Raw genomic sequence first — 13,536 nt, forward strand, 5'->3', positions numbered from 1 at the left:
TCTCCAGCCATGGCAACGACCAAGATCAACGAATTCGCTGAGCTCACCGTGAACGAGCTTGAAGCCAAGCTTCGCGACCTCAAGGAGGAGGCTTTCAACCTCCGTCTCCAGCAGGCCACCGGCCAGCTTGAAAACTCCGCCCGTATCCGCCTTGTCCGCCGCGACACCGCGCGGGTTCAGACCTATCTCACTGCCCGCCGCAAGGAGGGTTGAGTCATTTATCCAACCATTCATTTCCTGCCATGAGCGAGACCCAAGCAGACACTCCCAAGAACCTCCGCAAGACGCGCGTGGGGTTCGTCGTGTCGAACAAGATGAACAAAACGCTGGTTGTTGAGCACGTTGCCCGTGTTCCCCACCCGCAGTTCAACAAGATCGTCAAGAAGTCGAAGAAGTACTACGTCCACGACGAGAAGGGTGAAGCCCAAGTCGGTGACAAGGTCCGCATCGTCGAGACCAAGCCGATTTCCAAGTCCAAGTGCTGGGCCCTCGAAGAGGTCCTGACGCACTGATTTCCGAACCTTTAGCCTTACTTTTTCCGCCATGATCCAAATGGAATCCCTTGTTTCGGTCGCCGATAACACCGGCGCCCGCACTGCCAAGATGATTGGCGTCCTCGGCACTCGTTCGCGCAGTGCCGGAGTCGGCGACATCATCACCGCCCACATCCGTGACTCGATCCCGACCGCTTCCATCAAGAAGGGCACCGTGGTCAAGGCCGTGGTCGTCCGCACCGCGGCTCCGATCCGCCGCACCGATGGTTCGGTCCTTCGCTTCGACGGCAATGCCATCGTGGTGATCGATAAGGACAACAACCCCCGTGGCACCCGTATTTTCGGCCCTGTGGCCCGCGAACTCCGCGAAAAGCAGTTCATGAAGATCGTGTCGCTCGCACCCGAAGTTCTCTGATCCCGCAGCACCTATGAAGACGCACGTCAAGAAAGGCGACGAAGTTGAAGTCATCGCCGGCAACCACAAGGGCAAGCGCGGCACCGTGCTTTCCGTCAACGTTGGCAAGAGCCAGGTGATTGTCGAAGGCGCCCGCAAGATCAAGAAGGCGACCCGCCCGACTGAGACCAATCCCGATGGTGGCATCATCGAACAGGATGGCCCCATCCATATTTCCAATGTGAAAAAACTGGGCTGAAACCCACCGGTTTCCGCCCGCGCTTAAGCGTAACCAAAACTAGCGCTGACCCGCTGAAGAACAATGAGTACACCCGTCCTTAAAAAGCACTACCTGGAGAAGGTTGTGCCGGCTCTCAAAGAGAAGCTCGGCTACACCAATCCCCACCAGGTGCCGGCTCTCGAGAAGATTGTCGTCACCTCCTGCATGGGCAATGCCCCTGACCGCAAGGTCGCCGTCGATGACGCCGTCCTTGAAATCGCGAAGATCACCGGCCAAAAGCCGTCGATCACCTATTCGAAGAAAGCCGTTGCGAACTTCAAGTTGCGCGCTGGTGAACCCCTCGGTGCCCGCGTCACGCTTCGTGGCGAGAACATGTGGGAGTTCCTCTACCGCTTCATCAACGTGACCGCCCCGAACATCCGCGACTTCCGCGGCATCAGCTCGAAGAGCTTCGATGGTCAGGGCAACTACGCCGTGGGCTTCGCCGACCAGTCGATCTTCCCGGAGATCGAGCTTGATCAGATCAAGCGTCAGATTGGGTTCGACCTGATCTTCGTGACCACGGCCAAGACCGACGACGAAGGCCGCACCCTGCTTGCTGAGCTGGGCATGCCATTCCGCGACATCAAGAAGGACGCTGCCGAAGGTGCTGCTGCCTGAGACCCGAAACAGACTACCAACAGGACCTAATATCATGGCTGTTCTCACAGATCCCATTTCCGATTTCCTCACCCGCTTCAAGAATTGCTGCCGGGCTGGAAACGAGGAATTCTCCGCTCCCTATTCCCGCATGAAGGCAGACATTGCCAAGATCCTGCAGGAAGAAGGCTACATCTGGAACTACGAGCTGGTGACCACCGAGCAGTTCCCAGAAATCAAAGTCAAGGCCCGCTACGTCGACGGCCGTCCCGTGCTCACCGACCTCAAGCGGGTCTCCAAGCCGGGCCGCCGTGTCTATGCTGGTTCCAACGACATCCCACGCGTTCTCAACGGTCTCGGTATCGCGATCGTTTCGACCTCGAAGGGTGTGATGACCGGTAACTCCGCCAAGCGCTCCAGCCTCGGTGGCGAGATCCTCGCCAACGTCTGGTAAACCCCAACACGAGAAAGGAAAACTACCATGTCACGAGTTGGATTGAAACCGATCAGCCTGCCTGAAAAGGTGAAGCTTTCGGTCAGCAACGGAACCGTTCAGGTCGAAGGACCGAAGGGTAAATTGGATTTCGCCCTGCCGGGTGGAGTTAGCGTCTCCGAAGAGGACGGCAATGTCGTCGTCTCCCGGGCCTCCGAATTGCGCGAGCACCGCGCCCTTCACGGCACCGTCCGGAGCATCGTCAACAACATGATCACCGGGGTCACCCAGGGTTTCGTCAAGGAACTTGAGATCCAGGGTGTGGGTATGCGTGCCGCCGTCAAGGGCAAGGACCTTGACCTCGCGCTCGGCAAGTCCCACCCGATTCTTCACCCGATCCCATCGGAACTGACCGTCAGTGTCGCTGACAACACCAAGATCAAGGTGGAAGGCATCGACAAGCAAATGGTCGGCCAGTTCGCCGCAGAAGTCCGTAGCTACTACCCACCTGAACCCTACAAGGGCAAGGGCGTGCGCTACGTCGGAGAATACGTTCGCCGCAAGGAAGGCAAGAGCGTCGGTAAATAATAACCCGCACCATTTCCAGAATCATGAGTCAACTCAATCGCAAGGAAGTGCGCCGCCGGATCCACAAGCGGATCCGCCGCAAGGTCGCCGGCACTGCCGAACGCCCACGCCTCGCCGTGCACTACTCGAATCAGCACATCTACGCCCAGGTCATCGACGATGCCAGCGGCAACACGGTGGTTTCCGCTTCGACGCTCGACAAGAGCGTGGAGAAGGGGGCATCGAACGTGGCTTGTGCGACCTCCGTCGGCAAACTGCTTGCCGAACGGGCCAAGGAAGCCAATGTCAGCGCCGTGGTCTTCGACCGTGGCGGTCATCTCTATCACGGAAAAATCAAAGCTCTGGCTGACGCTGCGCGTGAAGCTGGTCTGCAATTCTAATCTCTCGCGCATATCGTCATGGTGACAAGCAACGAATCAGCTCCCGCTCCGAAGTCCGACTCCACTCCAGCACCCGCCGGTGACAACAAGGCCATTGGGCCCGTCGCAGGCAGCGGTGGTTATGGAGGTCCAGGAGGCCCGGGTGGCGGACGTGGACAAGGCGGACGTGGACAAGGTGGACGTGGAGGCGGACGGGGTCGTGGACCACGCCGTGAGCCACGCGAGCCCGACATGATCGACGGTAAGGAAATCACCGAGAAGGTGGTCTTCATCAACCGTTGTGCGAAGGTGGTCAAAGGTGGTCGTCGTTTCAGCTTCTCCGCCCTCGTGGTGGTGGGTGACAAGGACGGCAAGGTCGGACTTGGTTTCGGCAAGGCCAACGAGGTCGCAGACTGCATCCGCAAGGCCAGCGAGTATGGCAAAAAGGAGCTGGTGAAGATGAATCTTGCCGATGGCACGATTCCTCACGAGATCTACGCTGAATTCGGTGGTGGCAAGGTGCTGCTCAAGCCGGCATCTCCGGGAACGGGGATCATCGCCGGTGGTGGTGTCCGCGCCGTCTGCGAAGCGGTCGGTATCCGCGACGTGCTCGCCAAATCACTTGGATCGCAGAACCACGCAAATGTGGTGAAGGCGACCCTCAAGGCACTTTCCGAACTCCGGACCCGCGATCAGGTGCTCTCCGCCCGCGGCAAAAAGAAGAAGGACAAGTCCATCTAAGGAACTCTGAACGTCGAACGTCGAAAATCGAAATTCGAATACTATGAAACTTCACACACTCAAGCCCAACAAGGGTGCCAAGCACCGCATCAAGCGACTTGGCTGCGGCGAAAGCTCCGGTCTCGGCAAGACATCGGGCAAAGGCCACAAGGGACAGAAGGCCCGCTCCGGCGGATCCGTCCGTCCTGGTTTCGAAGGTGGCCAGATGCCCCTTCACCGTCGTCTCCCGAAGAAGGGATTCAACAACAAGGACTTCAAGACGACCGTGTCTGTGGTGAACCTTGCTCAACTCGAGAAGCACTTCTCCGACGGTGATACCGTCAATGAGGAGATCCTTCGCGAGAAGAACATCGTCAATCGCAACAGCGACATCGTCAAGGTGCTGGGCCAGGGCAACATCACCAAGAAGCTCACGATCGCCGTGGATGCCATCAGTGGCTCCGCTCGCGAGAAGATCGAGAAGGCTGGTGGCACGGTGGAAGCACCGACTGCTGGTTGAGCTTTCGTCCCTCCATTACCGGAATGATTCCGATTTGTTGAGGAAGCGCTTGCTCGCTTCCTCAACGCGTTTAAAAGAGCGCCGCTTTTTCTCCCACTTCTAACGACCCATGATTTCCGCTTTCGCGAACACCTGGAAGGTTCCTGAACTCCGCGACCGCATTCTCTTCACCCTCGCGATGATCGTGATCGTGCGCCTCGGCGTCCACGTCACGCTTCCGGGAGTGGACGCCACCGTCATCGACGCGTGGATGGAGTATGCGAAGAAGAACCAAGATGCCACCCAAGGTGGCGGCTTGCAGGCCATCCTCGGGATTTTCTCGGGGGGTGCCCTTCAGCAGGCGGGCGTCTTCGCCCTTGGCATCATGCCCTACATCTCGGCATCGATCATGATGCAGCTGATGACGGCGGTGGTGCCGAAGTTGTCCCGTCTTTCCCGTGAAGATGGCGGCCGCCAGAAGATCACCCAGTTCACCCGCTACCTGACGATTGCGATTGCGCTGGTGCAGGGCTTCTTCGTCGCCAAGTCGCTGATGAATCCTGCCTCGATCCCCTACATGGGAGGCATCGATGTCGTGATGGGCGAGTTGGGGCGTGACCTGGTTCCGAATCCGACGGTCCTGTGGCAGATCCTTACGGTGCTGACCATCGTCAGCGGCACGCTCTTCCTGATGTGGATCGGTGACCAGATGACCGAGCGCGGTATCGGCAACGGTACGTCGATCATCATCACAGTCAACATCATCGCCGCGCTTCCAGGTGCCTTGTTCCAGACTTGGCAGCACTTTGTGGCTCGCGAGGGGGCAAGCTCCTTTGAAGTGATGATGCTGGTGGTCATGATCGCCATGCTCCTGCTGGTCATCGCCGGAACGATTTCCATCACCCAGGCGCAGCGCCGGATCGCGATCCAGTATGCGAAGCGCGTGGTCGGTCGGAAGCAGTTCGGAGGTCAGACCCAGTATCTTCCCCTCAAGGTGAACTACGCGGGTGTGATGCCGATCATCTTCGCCAGTGCGGTGCTTTCGCTGCCGACCATCATCCTGAGCCAGATCTTTCCCGAAGCGGGTTGGTCGCGTGCTCTTCAGGAAGCCCTGCTTGGTGGTACTTGGTATTACGTGCTCGGCGCGATTTTCATCTTCTTCTTCTCCTATTTCTGGGTGGCGACGATGTTCCAGCCTTCGCAGATCTCGGAAGACCTGAAGCGTAACGGAGGATACATCCCGGGTGTGCGCCCCGGTAAGCCGACTTCGGACTTCCTCGACTTCACGATGACCCGCCTGACCTTTGCAGGTGCGATCTTCCTGACCCTGATTTTCATTCTGCCGGTCGCCATCGGCAAGATCGTCGGACTTCCTCCGGGATCGATGGTTCTCCAGTTCTTCGGCGGCACCAGCTTGCTGATTCTCGTGGGTGTGGTGCTTGACGTGATGCGTCAGGTGGAAACCCACCTGCTGCAGCGCCACTACGATGGCTTCCTCCGCAAGGGCAAGCTGAAGGGTCGCTACGACCGCCTGTCGCAGAACAGCCAGGGGCCGACTTCGAGCACCGCGATTGTCTACCTCTGGGTATTCATCGGCATCCTTCTGGTGGTCGGCGCCGTGGCTTACTTCGCCAAGTAAGCTGGAGCAGGACCATGGCGCTTCATCTGATCCTGCTGGGACCCCCTGCCTCAGGCAAGGGGACACAGGGTCGGAGGCTCGCCGAACGCGAGGAACTTGCCTACCTGAGCACTGGAGCGCTTCTGCGCGAAGTGCTCCGGAACGGTGGGCCGGTTGCTGACGAGGTGCGGCCGACGCTCGCCGTGGGCGGCTATGTTTCGGATTCGCTGATGTGCGACATCCTGGAGGACTGGCTGGCCCGCCATGAGGACGGCTGGGTCCTCGATGGGTTTCCCCGGACCGTGGCGCAGGATGACTTCCTGAAGCACTGGCTCGCTGCGAAAGGTCAAGCGGTCGATGGGGCCCTGGCCCTTGAGGTTCCGAAGGCCGAACTGGTGCAACGCATCGAGGAGCGCGTCGAATGCCCCTCCTGCGGTTGGTCAGGTCAAACGAATCAACTCAAGGAAGGTTTCCAGTGCCCGTCCTGCGGCGAGAAAGCAGCTCGCCGGGACGATGACAGTCTGGAAAATTTCATGCACCGTTTCGAGGAATACAAGGAGCACACCGTCCCAGTGATCGAGCGATACCGCGCGCTCGGGATGCTGGCACCCGTCGATGCCTCCGAGCCGATCGACGTGGTTTCGAAATGCGTGGAACAAGCGGTGAACCAACTCAAATCAGATGGCCAGAAGGCATAAGATCAAGATCAAGAATGCCCGCGAGATTGACCTCATGCGGGTCGCGGGACAGACGGCCAGCGAGATCCTCCAGACCGTGGCCAAGGCCGTGACGCCTGGGATCACCACGGGGGAACTCGACCAGATGGCGGCTGAGCTGATGAAGGAGCGCAACTGCAAGAGCGCGTTCCTCGGCTATCGTGGGTTTCCGGGCTACACCTGTCTTTCGGTCAATGAAGAGGTGGTTCACGGCATCGGAGGCAAGCGCAAGCTCCAGATGGGCGACATCATCAAGATTGATGTCGGTGTGGTCGTGAACGGCTGGATCGGCGACAACGCAACCACCGTGCCGGTGGGCGATGTCAGCGAGGAGATCAAACGCCTGATGGCCGCCACCGAGCAGTCGCTCTACGAGTCCATCGACAAGGCCCGTGCAGGCCTTCGCCTGGCTGAGCTGTGTGGTGCGGTCGAAGCCCACGTGAAACCTCTCGGGTTCACCGTGGTGCGCGAATTTGTCGGCCACGGCGTGGGTCGTGACCTGCACGAAGAGCCGCAGGTTCCGAACTACCGACCGCAGGGCAAGACCCCGATTCTCGAGCCCGGCATGGTGCTGGCCATCGAACCCATGGTGAATGCCGGCACGGGGGCGGTGAAGTTCCTCGAGGATGGCTGGACGGTCATTACGGCAGATGGTGCGCCTTCCTCACACTTTGAGCACACGGTGCTGATCACCGATGGAGATCCCGAGCTCCTGACCGCACGGCCGCGCGAGGCCACCCCGGAGATTCTGGGCATCCAGGCGTAGGTAAGGATTCGCCTTTCTACAACTTGGGTAGCTCGGGCGTGGCGAAGTATTTGGTCGGGTCCTCGAGACCGGCAAGCATGAAGGCCTCGCGTCGTTCGACGCAGGTGCCACAGGTGCCGCAGTGGATGTCGCCGCCCTTGTAGCAGGACCAGGTTTCGGCGAAATCGATGCCGAGTTCGGCTCCACGTCTGGCGATGCCGGTCTTGTCCATGTCGATGAAGGGTCGCAGGAGCTCGATCTTCTCGTAGGTCCCTTCCCGCATGGCGTCAGCCATGCCCTGCATGAAGGGTTCACGGCAGTCGGGGTAGATGGCGTGGTCGCCCGAGTGGGCGGCAATCGCGAGGGCCTGCGCCTCCTTGCTTTCGGCGAAGCCACAGGCGATGGCGAGCATGATGCCGTTGCGGAAGGGGACAACGGTACGCTTCATGTTCTCCTCGGCGTAGTGCCCGTCGGGAATGTCTCCTCCGCTTTTCAGCAGGTCGGAGGTGAAGTGCTGGTTGATGAAATCCAGCGGAATGGTCTGGTGCGGAACGCCGGCCCGCTCGGCGTGAAGCCTGGCGAACGGGATCTCGCAGGCATTGTGCTTGGAGCCGTAATCGAACGATAGCGCCGCCACGACTTCGTGGCTACGAAGGATCTCGTAGAAGGCGACGGTGGAGTCCATGCCGCCGCTGAGCAGGACGACCGCTTTCATTGGTTCGGGTGGCTGGCGGAACAAGTGAGCTGGATGCCACCCCGCGAACCGAACTTGCCTTCAATGTGCAGTTCCTGCGGGTTCATCGCGGCGACAAGATCGTCGAGGATGCGGTTGACAACTTCCTCGTTGAAGGCGGGAAGGTTGCGGAAGGAGGCGAGGTAGAACTTGAGCGACTTGGTTTCCACGCAACTCTCGTCGGGCACGTAGCGGATGACGATGTGCGCGGTGTCGGGCTGGCCGGTGACCGGGCACAGCGAGGAGAACTCCGGGCAGTCGAGGGTGATCCAGAATTTCCGGCCGGGCCGGCAGTTCGGGAAGGTCTCGAGCTTGGCTTCCTCCGGAGAAGCGGGCAGTCGGTTCTCGGAGTGGCCGAGAAGTGTCAGGTCGGGGTCAGTCACGCCGTGAAGTTAGCGTTCGCGCGCGTGGCTGTCGATTCCTGCCTACGGGCGACTTGCAACGACGCGGACGAGGCAACGGGTGAGATTGCCAATGACTCCATCAACCCCATCCATGACCGATTTATCGAGGACTTCGTTGAGGATGCTGCCGCTGCCCTGATGTTCGGAGTACAGATGCCATGTTGATAGGTCGCTGGTCCAGTAGACCTCATACTGTCTGTTCTCAAGACTTGGCCAGGAGATGCTGAAACCAGTGGGAGTGTCTGCGGTTTCAAGGACTTTGAAGGTCGAGGCAGCGAGGTTGGGGTCGGTGCCGGCGATGAATTCATCGAGGTTGCTCTGTCCGTCGCCATCGGCGTCCTGATTTGCGTCTTTTGGACTGTCAGGGTCCAGCTCGTGGACGAGTTCGAAGGAGTTCGGCATGCCATCCGCATCATTGTCGGGGCGTCGGGGGAAAAGCGTGGAGGTTGTTGTTGTGCGGTAGTTGTCGAGCACCGCGAGGAGATCGCTGCCGGTCAGGGAGGCGAGATTGCTGCGTATCTGGGAGGTGTCTGTTAGTTCAGAGATCAGGTTGTTGTCCTCTCCGAGGTCGACTGACTGCCGGAAGAGCTGTTTCGGTACCCCTTGGTCGGTGCCCAAGGGGTTGGAGATTGACGCGTTGGATGAGTCCCAGGAGACGGAGTTTCCTCCGCCACCGGTGGAGTCGATCAGTTTCCATCCGTCGATGGTCTTGAGTGCCAGGTCTCCGCGGTTTCCGGAGACGACGATCGAGTCTCGGTGGGGTGAGGGTTTCTGCTGCCCTCGGAGGACGTTCAGGAAACTTTCTCCATCGGGTGCGACATCATCGGGAAGCTCTTGGCCAAGGAAGGCAGCGACGGTGGCGAATACATCCCCCTGCCAGATGAGTTCATTTGTTTTCATTCCGGCGGCGGCCTGGCCAGGCCAGCGCACGATGAAGGGGACGCGGATTCCGCCGTCCCAGACGTCGCGCTTGTTGCCGCGTAGGGGGCCGTTCGGGTCCTTTCCACGGGAGAGGCTTTGCGACATTGCGATGTCTTCTGGGCCGTTGTCCGAGCTGAGAATGACGAGGGTGTTGTCGTGGAAACCGTTGTTGTCGATTGCGTCGATCACACGGCCAATGCGGTGGTCGACCTCGCGCATCCAGTCCGCGTAGTAGAATCCGTTGGCGCTGTCCGAGCCGATGAAGGGGTCGGTGAGAGCCCAGGGAAGGTGAGGACAGTAGAGGGATACGTAGGCGAAGAACGGATCAGGATCGCCAACGCGATCCGCCATGTAATCCTCGACCTGAGTGATCATGAAGGGGCCAGCATCGACCTGGCGGTAGGAAGGGTCGCCCAAACCACTACTCGATCCCTTGCCTCCGACGACCGTGGAGTTCAATTCCGATGTGGTGAAGAAGTGCATGGTGTCGCTGTTCGTTGCGTCCCGGAAGGCTCCTGATCCGCCGTTGAGAGATGCATCCCAGATCTGACTCCGGTCATCCTTGAGGTAGACGTAGGGGCCGAGGTTGATGGAGACCGAAAGGCCTCGGAAAAGGTCGAATCCGTGGGCGGTCGCGTGGTTCTCCACAGGACGCGCCCAATCGACAGCTGACGAATTGCTGGGGTTGCCGGTGATGCGGGTGTCCGAACCCGGGGCGAACCAGGAACCGCCGAGGTGCCATTTGCCAAAGGCTGCGGTGTCGTAGCCCTGCGTCTTGAGGAACTCGGCGATGGTGGTGTCGCTCAGGAGAGGGACTTCGTCCATTCCGGGGTTGGTCTGGTAGCCGTAGCGATGTGAGAAACCGTTGAAGAGCCGCCAGTTGTATTTTCCTGTTAGAAGGGCGTATCGGCTGGCGGTGCAGACGCCGTTGCTTGAGTGAGCTTGGGTGAAGAGAACCCCTTGGTCGGCGAGCCCGTCCATTCGCGGAGTGACGGCGGGACTGGAGATTCCGAACAGGTCTCCGTAGGCGGACATGTCGCCAAAACCGAGATCATCGGCGTAGATGATGACGATATTGGGTTTGCTGGGATTGGGGGAGTGGTCCGGACAGGAATCCGGGTCGTCGGGGCCACTGCCGAAGGAAATCTCAGCACCGTCACTGTAGAGGTCGCCATCGCTGTCGATGAAGGTGAAAACAGGCCCGTTCGCGGGCGGCAATGCATTCGGATCCGAACTGCTGATGACTTCACTCAGGTCGTTCACTCCGTCGCCGTCTGAGTCTGCAGCATTAGGGTTGGTAGGATCCCCAGGTGCCGAGCCCGGCTGGCCAGAAGTCCATGGATTGAGAGCACCTGTCAGCTCATCCATGTCCATGATGCCGTCGTTGTCACTGTCGGCCCTACCCGACAGAGTTTGTCCGAAGCCCGAGGGACTGCTGGTTGAGTCATTTCCTTCAAACTCCTGAAGGTTCGTCAGTCCGTCGAGATCACGGTCCAGCATGGCATCATCGAACTCAGGATCCGTGCCGTTGGCGGACTCGTATTCGTCGCTCATACCGTCTCCGTCGGTGTCTGTGGTAGGAGAGGGGACGACGGTGAACTCCAGGAGGTTGATGGCCCCCCCGCCGGATCCGGTGGGGGTGCTGATGACCATCGCGATGTTCCCTTGGTCGTTCGCAACCAAGCCCGTGGCTTTCGGGGCGTGGGTTGCGTTGTCCAAGGTGTTGGCGATATTGAGGGGGGTGTTGCCGTTGCGATCGGTGATCACATAGTTGCAGGAGGTGCCATTGTTTCCGCGGGCCCCGTAGACCATCAGGTCGTAGGTGGCTCCTCCGGTAAGCCCTTCAAAGGTCATGCTGATCGAGCCGGTTGCATTGGTGAAGAAGGAGTCGGAGATGGCGCTGTCGGGAAAGGTGCTGATGGGGTCAGGGTAGCCACCTTCATAGTCGGCACCGCTGCCGGCAGCCGATGCTGAAGCGACGTAGCTCAGGTTCAGGGCGATGCCTGTCGAATCGCCGTTGAGATCGATCAGATCATCGATCCGTGCCGTGTTAGAACTGAGGTTTCCCACTTCGGCAGTGACGTTATTCCAGCCTGGGGCTGTGGTGGGTTGGCCGGCGTCGATCCGTCCGAAATCAATGCGGATGGTGTGGGGAGTGGCACCTTCATCGACGGGCACCACGTCGAATCCCAGCCGATTTGAAGCGGCGTTCGGATTACCGTCGGCATCAATGGCGGCTGCTTCGGGCAGGTGAACACTGAGAGCGCCCTCGGTGGTGCGGGTCACGGTGACGGTCCACTGGGTTCCGCTGCCGCTGAGGTTGGAGGCACTGCCATTGGTGATGGCAAATTCATTGGCGTGAAGATGCTCAACGGGTTCGTTGAATGTGGCGGTGACCTCGAATGGTCCGGGTCCCTCGGTCCCCGGGCAGGAAAGGATCACTTTGGGTCGAGAGGAATGGATGAAGGGCATGTCGGTGTCGACCGAGGTGCGCCAAGCATCGTACTCGTCGAGCATCTCCTGGTAGACCTGCTGGATGGCTGCTGACTTGGTGCCGATGTCGGACTCGGTAGCGAGTGGTGTTTCCTCGGGTTCCTCACCCGTGGGAGTGTTGATGAGGTCGTAGAGTTCCCAACCGCTTCCCTTGTTGATCAACTTGTAGCGATCGTTGACCCATGAGCGGTCATCGTTGATGAGGAAACCAATAGGGCTGGTTCGTTCGGTGGCGGTGCCCTCGATCAATGGACGAAGCGAGATGCCGTCGATCGGCTTCTGGTCGGGCACGGCAAGTTGAAGGAAGTCGAGAATTGTCGGGTAGTAGTCGGATGTCACCGCTGGGAACTCCGTGACCCGTGCGGCCGGGACGCCATCGGGCCATTCGAGGATGCCCGGTACCCGAACACCTCCTTCGTGGAGGCTTCGCTTTCGTGCAAGGTATCGGCCGGACCGGATCGAGCGCAGCGTGCTTGTTTCGTTGAAGGAATTGCTGCCATCTTCCGGGCCATTATCACTGGTGAGCCAGAACATGGTATTGTCCTGAATCATGCGCGTGGCGAGTTCGTTGCGCAGGCGCCCGAGGGCGGTGTCCATGTCCTCGATGGAATCGCGAAGTGCATCACTCGAGTCCAGTCCGCTGGACTGCCCGGGGTCGGTGACGGGCTTGTGAGGAGTATGGAACCAGAGAACGAGAAAGAAGGGTTTGCCTGCCCCATTGGCCTCTTCGATGAATTCGATGGCTTGGTCGACGATGAGCTTTGAGCTGTCGCCATCCGTCGGGTTGTTGACGTCCTCCACTGGAACGATCAGGCCTTCGCCGCTCAGAGTGTTCCAAGTCGAAGGCATACGCCAGAAGTAGGTGCCGTAGAAATTGGGGTCTGTGAAGCTCGTGGGGAGCGGCAGGTTGTTGTTGGTGTTCCGGTAGGGATGATAGGTTGGCACCTTGGACTCGGTGGCGAAGCAGGTGTCGTAGCCGTGGTGCCAGGGTGCGGAATAGACACTGGCATCGCCACCCCGGTTCGAGTCGGCTCTCAGGGTGGTCATGGAGCCGAGGTGCCACTTCCCGAAGTGGCCGCAATGGTAGCCGGCTGCGGAGAGGACTTCCGAGAGCGGGGTTTCGTCGAACCCGAGTCGACCCAGATTGGCAAACGGGATGCCGACTCGGAATGGGTTCCGCCCCGTCAGGCAGCTGGCCCGTGTCGGTGAACATACGGCGGATGCCGAGTAGAACCGATCGAAGCGCAGTCCGTTGGCGGCCATGGCATCCATTGTCGGAGTGCTGATCCATCCTTGGTCCGGATGGGGTGATCCGTCCGGGAAAGTGACACCATTGCTGTAGCAGGACGGGTCGCCCCAGCCCATGTCATCTGCCATGGCAAGAATGATGTTCGGCCGTGGCGGGGAAGAGGCGAAGGTCCAAGAGGTGATCGGCAGAAGGCACGCGAGGGCAACCTTGAGGGTAGATCGATTTTTCATCATGGGTTGGGGAAAGGACAGCCCCGCCTCACAAGGAGGTGGGGCCATGAGATTGGGTTG

Annotated in this window: 16 protein-coding genes; 13 read left to right on the forward strand and 3 right to left on the reverse strand. The window is 59.7% G+C overall.

Annotation, left to right across the window (positions count from 1 at the left end; translation table 11 throughout):
- Positions 1-9 precede the first annotated feature (9 nt).
- The 13 genes from rpmC (at position 10) to map (ending at position 7,467) form a co-directional block, all read left to right on the forward strand.
- The gene (gene rpmC, locus JIN81_RS01065) at positions 10-213 is read left to right on the forward strand and encodes a 50S ribosomal protein L29 (protein WP_200275386.1); all 204 of its coding nucleotides are present in this window, start codon (positions 10-12) and stop codon (positions 211-213) included.
- Between the two features lie 29 nt (positions 214-242).
- Positions 243-512 carry a 30S ribosomal protein S17 gene (rpsQ, locus tag JIN81_RS01070; RefSeq protein WP_200275388.1) on the forward strand — a complete coding sequence of 90 codons (270 nt, stop codon included), beginning with the start codon at positions 243-245 and terminating at the stop codon, positions 510-512.
- Between the two features lie 31 nt (positions 513-543).
- Positions 544-909 (forward strand): 50S ribosomal protein L14, encoded by a 366-nt coding sequence (gene rplN, locus JIN81_RS01075; protein ID WP_200275390.1) that lies wholly within the window; start codon positions 544-546, stop codon positions 907-909.
- Positions 910-922: 13 nt separating this feature from the next.
- Entirely contained in the window at positions 923-1,147 is a 225-nt protein-coding gene (rplX, locus tag JIN81_RS01080) for a 50S ribosomal protein L24 (RefSeq protein ID WP_200275392.1), read from the forward strand.
- A 63-nt stretch (positions 1,148-1,210) separates the two neighbouring features.
- Positions 1,211-1,789, forward strand: a complete 579-nt coding sequence (gene rplE, locus JIN81_RS01085) for a 50S ribosomal protein L5 (RefSeq protein WP_200275394.1) — start codon at positions 1,211-1,213, stop codon at positions 1,787-1,789.
- A 34-nt stretch (positions 1,790-1,823) separates the two neighbouring features.
- On the forward strand, positions 1,824-2,222 hold the full coding sequence (gene rpsH, locus JIN81_RS01090) for a 30S ribosomal protein S8 (protein ID WP_200275396.1): 399 nt from the start codon (positions 1,824-1,826) through the stop codon (positions 2,220-2,222).
- A gap of 27 nt (positions 2,223-2,249) precedes the next feature.
- Positions 2,250-2,789 (forward strand): 50S ribosomal protein L6, encoded by a 540-nt coding sequence (gene rplF, locus JIN81_RS01095; protein WP_200275398.1) that lies wholly within the window; start codon positions 2,250-2,252, stop codon positions 2,787-2,789.
- Positions 2,790-2,812: 23 nt separating this feature from the next.
- Positions 2,813-3,169, forward strand: a complete 357-nt coding sequence (rplR, locus tag JIN81_RS01100) for a 50S ribosomal protein L18 (RefSeq protein ID WP_234044365.1) — start codon at positions 2,813-2,815, stop codon at positions 3,167-3,169.
- Between the two features lie 18 nt (positions 3,170-3,187).
- Entirely contained in the window at positions 3,188-3,889 is a 702-nt protein-coding gene (rpsE, locus tag JIN81_RS01105; protein ID WP_343217921.1) for a 30S ribosomal protein S5, read from the forward strand.
- Between the two features lie 43 nt (positions 3,890-3,932).
- Complete coding sequence (gene rplO / locus JIN81_RS01110) at positions 3,933-4,388, forward strand: 50S ribosomal protein L15 (protein WP_200275400.1); 456 nt, start codon at positions 3,933-3,935, stop codon at positions 4,386-4,388.
- 109 nt (positions 4,389-4,497) lie between these two features.
- A complete protein-coding gene (secY, locus tag JIN81_RS01115; protein ID WP_200275402.1) occupies positions 4,498-6,006 on the forward strand; it encodes a preprotein translocase subunit SecY in 1,509 nt (502 codons plus the stop codon).
- Between the two features lie 14 nt (positions 6,007-6,020).
- Positions 6,021-6,683, forward strand: coding sequence for an adenylate kinase family protein (locus JIN81_RS01120; protein WP_200275404.1), 663 nt, complete (start codon positions 6,021-6,023; stop codon positions 6,681-6,683).
- Positions 6,667-7,467 carry a type I methionyl aminopeptidase gene (gene map / locus JIN81_RS01125; protein ID WP_200275406.1) on the forward strand — a complete coding sequence of 267 codons (801 nt, stop codon included), beginning with the start codon at positions 6,667-6,669 and terminating at the stop codon, positions 7,465-7,467. Before JIN81_RS01120 ends, map begins: the two co-directional genes overlap by 17 nt.
- Before the next feature lie 16 nt (positions 7,468-7,483).
- Here map and queC read toward each other — a convergent pair whose 3' ends face one another.
- From queC to JIN81_RS01140, 3 genes are all read right to left on the reverse strand, one after another.
- Complete coding sequence (gene queC / locus JIN81_RS01130; protein ID WP_200275414.1) at positions 7,484-8,161, reverse strand: 7-cyano-7-deazaguanine synthase QueC; 678 nt, start codon at positions 8,159-8,161, stop codon at positions 7,484-7,486.
- The gene (gene queF / locus JIN81_RS01135; protein ID WP_343217927.1) at positions 8,158-8,517 is read right to left on the reverse strand and encodes a preQ(1) synthase; all 360 of its coding nucleotides are present in this window, start codon (positions 8,515-8,517) and stop codon (positions 8,158-8,160) included. Before queF ends, queC begins: the two co-directional genes overlap by 4 nt.
- Before the next feature lie 87 nt (positions 8,518-8,604).
- Positions 8,605-13,524: a sulfatase-like hydrolase/transferase gene (locus JIN81_RS01140; RefSeq protein ID WP_325100826.1), complete on the reverse strand. Its 4,920-nt coding sequence runs from the start codon at positions 13,522-13,524 to the stop codon at positions 8,605-8,607.
- Positions 13,525-13,536 lie beyond the last annotated feature (12 nt).

Source organism: Haloferula rosea (assembly GCF_016595525.1).
In the GTDB taxonomy this organism is placed as follows: domain Bacteria; phylum Verrucomicrobiota; class Verrucomicrobiia; order Verrucomicrobiales; family Akkermansiaceae; genus Haloferula; species Haloferula rosea.

Excerpts from the sequence above, each read along its gene's own strand:
- rpmC (WP_200275386.1), top strand. The coding sequence starts at position 10 with ATGGCAACGACCAAGATCAACGAATTCGCTGAGCTCACCGTGAACGAG.
- rpsQ (WP_200275388.1), top strand. The coding sequence starts at position 243 with ATGAGCGAGACCCAAGCAGACACTCCCAAGAACCTCCGCAAGACGCGC.
- rplN (WP_200275390.1), top strand. The coding sequence starts at position 544 with ATGATCCAAATGGAATCCCTTGTTTCGGTCGCCGATAACACCGGCGCC.
- rplX (WP_200275392.1), top strand. The coding sequence starts at position 923 with ATGAAGACGCACGTCAAGAAAGGCGACGAAGTTGAAGTCATCGCCGGC.
- rplE (WP_200275394.1), top strand. The coding sequence starts at position 1,211 with ATGAGTACACCCGTCCTTAAAAAGCACTACCTGGAGAAGGTTGTGCCG.
- rpsH (WP_200275396.1), top strand. The coding sequence starts at position 1,824 with ATGGCTGTTCTCACAGATCCCATTTCCGATTTCCTCACCCGCTTCAAG.
- rplF (WP_200275398.1), top strand. The coding sequence starts at position 2,250 with ATGTCACGAGTTGGATTGAAACCGATCAGCCTGCCTGAAAAGGTGAAG.
- rplR (WP_234044365.1), top strand. The coding sequence starts at position 2,813 with ATGAGTCAACTCAATCGCAAGGAAGTGCGCCGCCGGATCCACAAGCGG.
- rpsE (WP_343217921.1), top strand. The coding sequence starts at position 3,188 with ATGGTGACAAGCAACGAATCAGCTCCCGCTCCGAAGTCCGACTCCACT.
- rplO (WP_200275400.1), top strand. The coding sequence starts at position 3,933 with ATGAAACTTCACACACTCAAGCCCAACAAGGGTGCCAAGCACCGCATC.
- secY (WP_200275402.1), top strand. The coding sequence starts at position 4,498 with ATGATTTCCGCTTTCGCGAACACCTGGAAGGTTCCTGAACTCCGCGAC.
- JIN81_RS01120 (WP_200275404.1), top strand. The coding sequence starts at position 6,021 with ATGGCGCTTCATCTGATCCTGCTGGGACCCCCTGCCTCAGGCAAGGGG.
- map (WP_200275406.1), top strand. The coding sequence starts at position 6,667 with ATGGCCAGAAGGCATAAGATCAAGATCAAGAATGCCCGCGAGATTGAC.
- queC (WP_200275414.1), bottom strand. The coding sequence starts at position 8,161 with ATGAAAGCGGTCGTCCTGCTCAGCGGCGGCATGGACTCCACCGTCGCC.
- JIN81_RS01140 (WP_325100826.1), bottom strand. The coding sequence starts at position 13,524 with ATGGCCCCACCTCCTTGTGAGGCGGGGCTGTCCTTTCCCCAACCCATG.